Raw genomic sequence first — 5,715 nt, 5'->3', positions numbered from 1 at the left:
ATCGATTATAATGCAGAGCGCGCCCTGTGGAACCTTGTTATCGAAGCGAACAAAAAAGGGCTTTTATCAGCGGCAAAAGATTGTAGCTCTGGCGGCGCGGCAATCGCACTCGCTAAAATGGCGTGTGTGAGTGATAAAGGGGTAAGTGCCGCAATCTCCGTAACTGACTCTCGTGATATTTTTGCGGAGAGTATGTCTCGTGCGATTATCGAAGTTGCCCCTGAGAATTGTAAGCCGTTTGAAGCGATGGTCGCTTCAATGGCATGTGAAAAAATCGGAACGGTTGGTGGTGATATTTTCACGGTGAACGATGTGACAATGAGACTTCCTGAGATGCAAAATATCTACTACAACACCTTCAAAAAAGTGATTGAAGGGGATTTGTAATTTTTACTTCCTCTCCTCGTTTGAGGAGATGATTTTCTTTCCTTGAACCGCTTAGTTTGGAATAGTTTTTGCATGATGCAGGGTATGAAAAAGCTATTCAGAAAATTATTTCGCAAACGTCCGAAAAACCATTGCGAATACTACATTACCAATCTTAGTTATCGTTGCGGGGAATAAAAGCAAAAGAAGAGAGATTCCCGTCAGAACGGGAATTAAAGAGGGTCTACTCTTGCAAACGTTCGATGTTTGCACCGAGTGCACGTAATTTTAGTTCTAAGTTTTCATATCCGCGATCGAGGTGATAAATACGGTGGACGTTAGTTGTTCCCTCTGCTGCCATAGCTGCAAGGACAAGGGCACTGGACGCACGTAAATCGGTTGCCATTACATCGGCACCTGCGAGTTCAGATGGTCCGATAACGGTTGCGGTATGACCGCTGAGTTTGATCTCTGCTCCTAGACGCTGTAACTCACTGACGTGCATGAAACGGTTTTCAAAGAGGCGCTCTTCGATAGTGCTGGCTCCCTTTGCACGGGTTGCAAGGGCCATAAATTGCGCTTGCATATCGGTAGGAAATGCCGGATACTCTTGCGTTACGATATCGACGTGTTTGAGCTGGGCTGCGGGATAAACGGTCATGGTATTCTCACTGCACTCAACACGGCATCCCATTTGCTCTAATTTTGCTGTAACGGCATCGAGATGATCGGGGCGTACACGCTCCAATGTAACGATGGAGTCGGTAATTGCAGCGGCACACATATAAGTTCCTGCTTCGATCCGATCGGGGATTACTTCAAAATCAACCATCTCAATCGTTTTGCCACCGGTTCCGATGATAGTGAGTTCGGATGTACCGATACCTTTGATATCTATACCACTATCACGAAGAATTTCGCACAGTTGTACTACTTCCGGTTCTTTGGCACAGTTAACAAGAACCGTTTTACCGTGCGCTAATGCGGCAGCCATAACGACATTGGCTGTTCCGGTAACGGTGATTTTATCAAAGATGATATGAGCACCTTTGAGACCTTCGGGTGCTACTGCATGGACGTATCCCGCGTGAATGGTGATGGTAGCCCCCATCGCTTCCATCGCTTTTAGATGCAAATCGATTGGACGTTGACCGATAGCGCATCCGCCCGGCAGGGAGACTTCACAGTGTCCGAAACGGGCAAGCAATGGTCCAAGAACAAGGATAGAAGCACGCATCGTTTTGACGATATCGTAGTTTGCCATCGTATGGTTTACGGTTGATGTATCGATTTTGAGAACATGATCTTCTAGCGTATAACTCGCACCGAGATTACCGAGGAGTTTGAGGAGAGTTTTGATGTCTGCGACTTCAGGTGTATTGCTCATAGTGATAGGATTGTGTCCCAACAACGTTAATGTTATAAGAGGCAATGCGGCATTTTTTGCACCTGAAATGGTGACGGTTCCACTCAGTTTGGTGGGGCCTTGAATACGTAAATAGTTCATTTATATCCCAAATAATAAAAGTGACGTATTATAAGCTAGTTGTGGTTAAAATTATCAAAACAGAGAGAGATTTAAAGGAGAATATGTGAGTTCGGCACTGGATCGATTAAAAAACCTGACAGCACAAATCTCCAGTTACGAGTTAGAGCGTAAAAGTAATCTTAAAGAGGTCGAAGAACTCTATGGTAAATTAGGTATCGATGCGAAAGTTGAGCGGTTTGAAGATCTATTTGAGTATAAAGCAATCAACCTCTCTGGACTCTCTTTGGCAGATGAAGATTTAGGTTCAGTTAAAGAGGGAAAATACGCTCAGATTATCGCGATTATCTATGATAAAAATGCGAAAGTTAAAAATAAAAATATCTCATTGGGATATTATGGACGAGCAGAGAGATTAAGTACTGAACAGAAAAAAGAGGTTATCACATTTGTATTAGGATGGCGTTTTGAAAAAAGTTTTCGAACACTGGAACATTATCATAATCTAATGGCCTCTCTCAAATCACCTGCTTCCGAGTAACGATGCTGATTTTTCTCGATACGGAAACAACGGGGTTGGAGATCAAAGATCGGCTATGTGCGTTGGGGATGATCGTAGAGGGAACGAGCCATTATGAACTTATAAATCCAGGGAAGAAAATCCCTCCCGCCGCTTCTGCTATTCATCATATCACCAATGAAATGGTAAAAGAGTCTCCCTCATTTTCGCAATCGATCAGTGCTGAAAAATTAAAGTCTCTCAATACAGCGGAGAATACTCTCGTATCGCATAATGCCCCTTTTGAACTCACAATGCTTGAAAAAGAGGGGATGACTTGGCAGGGAGGGGTGATCGATACCTTAAAATGTTCGAAATCTTTGATGGATGATTTGGAAGGGTACAGTTTACAATTTTTGCGCTATGAACTCAGGCTTTATCGTGATGAGATGAAGATTTTTCAAGAGGTCGGAATCACTATTAACCCGCATCATGCGCTCAGTGATGCTCTACATACTCGGATGATCTTAGATTATTTGCTCGATTTGGCAGATATAGATCGTCTCATAGAGATATCCAAAAGTCATGTACTTCTTACTCGGCTTCCGTTTGGAAAATACGCTAAAAAAAGGATTGAAGAGATTGCTCTCAAAGACCTGGGATATTTGACATGGATGCTAGAGAGTTTGATGGACATGGATGAGGATTTACGCTACAGTATCGAATATTATTTGAGAGGAAAGTGAGATGAAAGTAGCCATACAGTGTGATTCACCCCTATTGCAACGCTCATTGGAGCTTTTTCTCGATGGTCATTTGAGTTCACCACGTCAGTGTGATATTTTGATTCGTGATAAAGATATTCGAGATGATCAACATCCTACCTTTGTCATCGGTATTTCTGAATCAGATGATTTACTAAAACCATTTTCCAAAGCACAACTTCTTCATGCTTTAAGTAAAAAGATTGAAAAACAAAAAGATATTTCTATTCACTTGAAATCTGAAGAAGTTTCTATTTCTCAGGCCGAAAAGATAGTTGGTTTTGATATATTAGAGCGGCATATCGAAAAACTGACACGTGAATATCAGGCAAATATTCTCAAAGCAATACGGGCATTCTATGAAAAATAATACAACTATTACCAAAAAAATTATTGCCGGAAAATACAAGGGAAAAACTCTCAAACTCCCTTCCAAAGAGACAACCCGCAGTTCAAAAGGGATTGTATTGGAGTCTTTTTTTAATACCTTGCAGTTCGATATTATTGACGCGGTTTTAGTCGAAGTGTTCTCAGGGAGCGGCTCTATCGGGCTTGAAGCACTTAGTCGCGGAGCCAAAAAAATCATTTTTATGGAAAAAGATCGTGATGCAATCCGTACATTGCGAGAAAATATCGCTCAAACCGATCCAAAAGCCTGTGAAATTCTCGAAGGGGATAGTTTTAGTAACATTGTTCAGGTCAAAAAACGTCTTACCGCGTTGGGTGAGAGTGCCTTTATCTACGTTGATCCCCCTTTTTCAATCCGTGAGGGGATGGAAGCAATTTACGACAAAATGATCGATATGATCGCGTCACTCCCTCTTGAAATGGCAACTTTGATTATTATCGAGCACATGAGCACCCTCGAACTCCCCGATGCTATCGGTCACTTTAACCGCCTCAAATCAAAACGTTTCGGGAAAACTTCACTTACGTATTACGCGTAATTTTGGAATACCTTTTGCTTTATCCTTTTATCACAAAGGATCGGCATGAAAATTCTTATACTCCTTTTTTGCTTACTAACCCTTTCCGAAGCGGCGCGCATCAGCGAAGTCGCTAACATCGTCGGCGTGCGGGATAACCAAATTATCGGTTACTCTCTTGTCGTCGGTTTGAAAAAGACGGGGGATGGTACCACCTCTAAATTTACTCTTCAATCCATAGCAAATATGCTCAAAGCGATGAATATCGATATGCTTCCAACTGATATTAAATCCAAAAATGTTGCTGCCGTTGTGGTAACTGCGAAATTTGCTCCATTTGCCCGTCAGGGGGATGCACTTGATGTTGTCGTTTCTTCGATTGGTGATGCAAAATCACTTGAAGGTGGGACTCTTTTGATGACTCCTCTCAAAGGGGTTGATGGTAAAATTTATGCATTAGCACAAGGCCCGGTTTCCATTGGTGGTAAAAATGAGAAAGGTTCTGGTGCAGAATTCCATCCTACCGTTGGAATGGTTTATAACGGAGGATTAGTAGAGCGAGAAATCAATCAAGATCTTTACCATCAGCAAAATGCGACACTCTCCTTAAAATCATCTAATTTTGTCAATTCAGTCGCTATTCAAAACGCTATTAATGCTAAATATCGCTCAAATGTTGCGATAGCTATTGATCCAAGAACGATCCAATTACAATTGCCACAAAATCGAACGATGGTTGAATTTTTAGCAGAAGTACAAAGTGTAAACATTGATTATGTTCCGGAACAAAAAATTATAATTAATGAACGTACGGGAACAATCATTGCAGGTGTAGATGTTGAAGTAAAACCAGTTGTGATTACTCAAGGAGATATTACAGTTAAGATTCTCGCACAAAATTCTGTAGCGAAACCGGCTGGAAGTGTAACAATGGATAAGAGTTTAGTGATTGGATTGAATGAAAATGAAGTCTATACCGAAAAAGGGACAACGACGGTCGCTAATATCGCACGCTCTCTTCAAAAACTTGGAGCGAAGCCAAAACAAATGATTTCGATTTTTCAAGCAATGAAAAGTGCTGGTGCTATTACAGTTGATTTGGAGGTAATTTAATGGATATTTCTAATGTTCAATATCAAAAAGCACTTCCATCGGTAGGAAGTAAAGAATCTGAGAGTGCATTACGCGAAAAAACTGACCAGTTTGAGGCGATTATCGTCAAAATGATGCTAGACGAAGCGATGAAAGAGGAAAAAAATCTTTTTAGTAGTAATGATCCAGGTGATAAGATTTTTAAATCAATGTATCGTGAGGAATTATCCAATGCAAGTGCCGGAGGATTTGGATTTTCACAAATGTTATTTGAGCACCTAAGTCAAAAGGATGTCAAGGTAAAAGTAAATTAAATTTTTAATGAGTTTTGCCGATTATGATTATGACACATCATAAACGGATAACAAGGATTCACCATGATTTCAAGCGTGAACGGCTCACTGATTCGGGGAGCATACCAAGAAGCATCATTAAAAACCAAAGAGCAGGATAAGTCCGTGCAATCAATTTCAAAACAAGGTGACACGAGCCGAATTGAAGAGATTAAAACCTCTATCGAAAAAGGAGAATACCGTGTCGATATCGAAGCGTTAGCTAAGCGCATTGCGCAAGAGCTTACTT

Annotated in this window: 9 protein-coding genes; 8 read left to right on the top strand and 1 reads right to left on the bottom strand. The window is 41.2% G+C overall.

Annotation, left to right across the window (positions count from 1 at the left end; all coding sequences use genetic code 11):
- The coding region (locus tag WA010_RS01990) for an AIR synthase-related protein (protein WP_422555503.1) at positions 1 to 387 on the top strand (387 nt) is incomplete at its 5' end.
- Positions 388 to 610: 223 nt separating this feature from the next.
- On the opposite strand, the gene murA is transcribed toward WA010_RS01990, so the two are convergent.
- Entirely contained in the window at positions 611 to 1,873 is a 1,263-nt protein-coding gene (gene murA, locus WA010_RS01985) for a UDP-N-acetylglucosamine 1-carboxyvinyltransferase (RefSeq protein ID WP_422555502.1), read from the bottom strand.
- A gap of 85 nt (positions 1,874 to 1,958) precedes the next feature.
- Here murA and WA010_RS01980 point away from each other — a divergent pair, with 85 nt between their 5' ends.
- From WA010_RS01980 to WA010_RS01950, 7 genes are all read left to right on the top strand, one after another.
- Complete coding sequence (locus WA010_RS01980) at positions 1,959 to 2,393, top strand: hypothetical protein (RefSeq protein ID WP_422555501.1); 435 nt, start codon at positions 1,959 to 1,961, stop codon at positions 2,391 to 2,393.
- 2 nt (positions 2,394 to 2,395) lie between these two features.
- A complete protein-coding gene (locus tag WA010_RS01975) occupies positions 2,396 to 3,097 on the top strand; it encodes an exonuclease domain-containing protein (RefSeq protein ID WP_422555500.1) in 702 nt (233 codons plus the stop codon).
- A gap of 1 nt (position 3,098) precedes the next feature.
- The gene (locus WA010_RS01970) at positions 3,099 to 3,485 is read left to right on the top strand and encodes a hypothetical protein (RefSeq protein WP_422555499.1); all 387 of its coding nucleotides are present in this window, start codon (positions 3,099 to 3,101) and stop codon (positions 3,483 to 3,485) included.
- Complete coding sequence (gene rsmD / locus WA010_RS01965) at positions 3,475 to 4,062, top strand: 16S rRNA (guanine(966)-N(2))-methyltransferase RsmD (RefSeq protein WP_422555498.1); 588 nt, start codon at positions 3,475 to 3,477, stop codon at positions 4,060 to 4,062. The genes WA010_RS01970 and rsmD overlap by 11 nt, the downstream gene beginning before the upstream one ends.
- A 45-nt stretch (positions 4,063 to 4,107) precedes the next feature.
- Positions 4,108 to 5,154 (top strand): flagellar basal body P-ring protein FlgI, encoded by a 1,047-nt coding sequence (locus tag WA010_RS01960; RefSeq protein ID WP_422555497.1) that lies wholly within the window; start codon positions 4,108 to 4,110, stop codon positions 5,152 to 5,154.
- Positions 5,154 to 5,447, top strand: a complete 294-nt coding sequence (locus WA010_RS01955; protein WP_422555496.1) for a rod-binding protein — start codon at positions 5,154 to 5,156, stop codon at positions 5,445 to 5,447. The genes WA010_RS01960 and WA010_RS01955 overlap by 1 nt, the downstream gene beginning before the upstream one ends.
- 63 nt (positions 5,448 to 5,510) lie before the next feature.
- A partial coding sequence (locus WA010_RS01950) for a flagellar biosynthesis anti-sigma factor FlgM (protein ID WP_422555495.1) occupies positions 5,511 to 5,715 on the top strand: 205 nt, incomplete at its 3' end.

The sequence above is a fragment of the Sulfuricurvum sp. genome, from assembly GCF_049305995.1.
Lineage (GTDB): Bacteria > Campylobacterota > Campylobacteria > Campylobacterales > Sulfurimonadaceae > Sulfuricurvum.
Note: the sequence above shows the minus strand (reverse complement) of the source record. Positions and strands in the feature narration are given on the sequence as shown.

Bases quoted from the DNA above. Each gene is read 5' to 3' on its own strand.
- murA (WP_422555502.1), bottom strand. From the start codon at position 1,873: ATGAACTATTTACGTATTCAAGGCCCCACCAAACTGAGTGGAACCGTC.
- WA010_RS01975 (WP_422555500.1), top strand. From the start codon at position 2,396: ATGCTGATTTTTCTCGATACGGAAACAACGGGGTTGGAGATCAAAGAT.
- WA010_RS01970 (WP_422555499.1), top strand. From the start codon at position 3,099: ATGAAAGTAGCCATACAGTGTGATTCACCCCTATTGCAACGCTCATTG.
- rsmD (WP_422555498.1), top strand. From the start codon at position 3,475: ATGAAAAATAATACAACTATTACCAAAAAAATTATTGCCGGAAAATAC.
- WA010_RS01960 (WP_422555497.1), top strand. From the start codon at position 4,108: ATGAAAATTCTTATACTCCTTTTTTGCTTACTAACCCTTTCCGAAGCG.
- WA010_RS01955 (WP_422555496.1), top strand. From the start codon at position 5,154: ATGGATATTTCTAATGTTCAATATCAAAAAGCACTTCCATCGGTAGGA.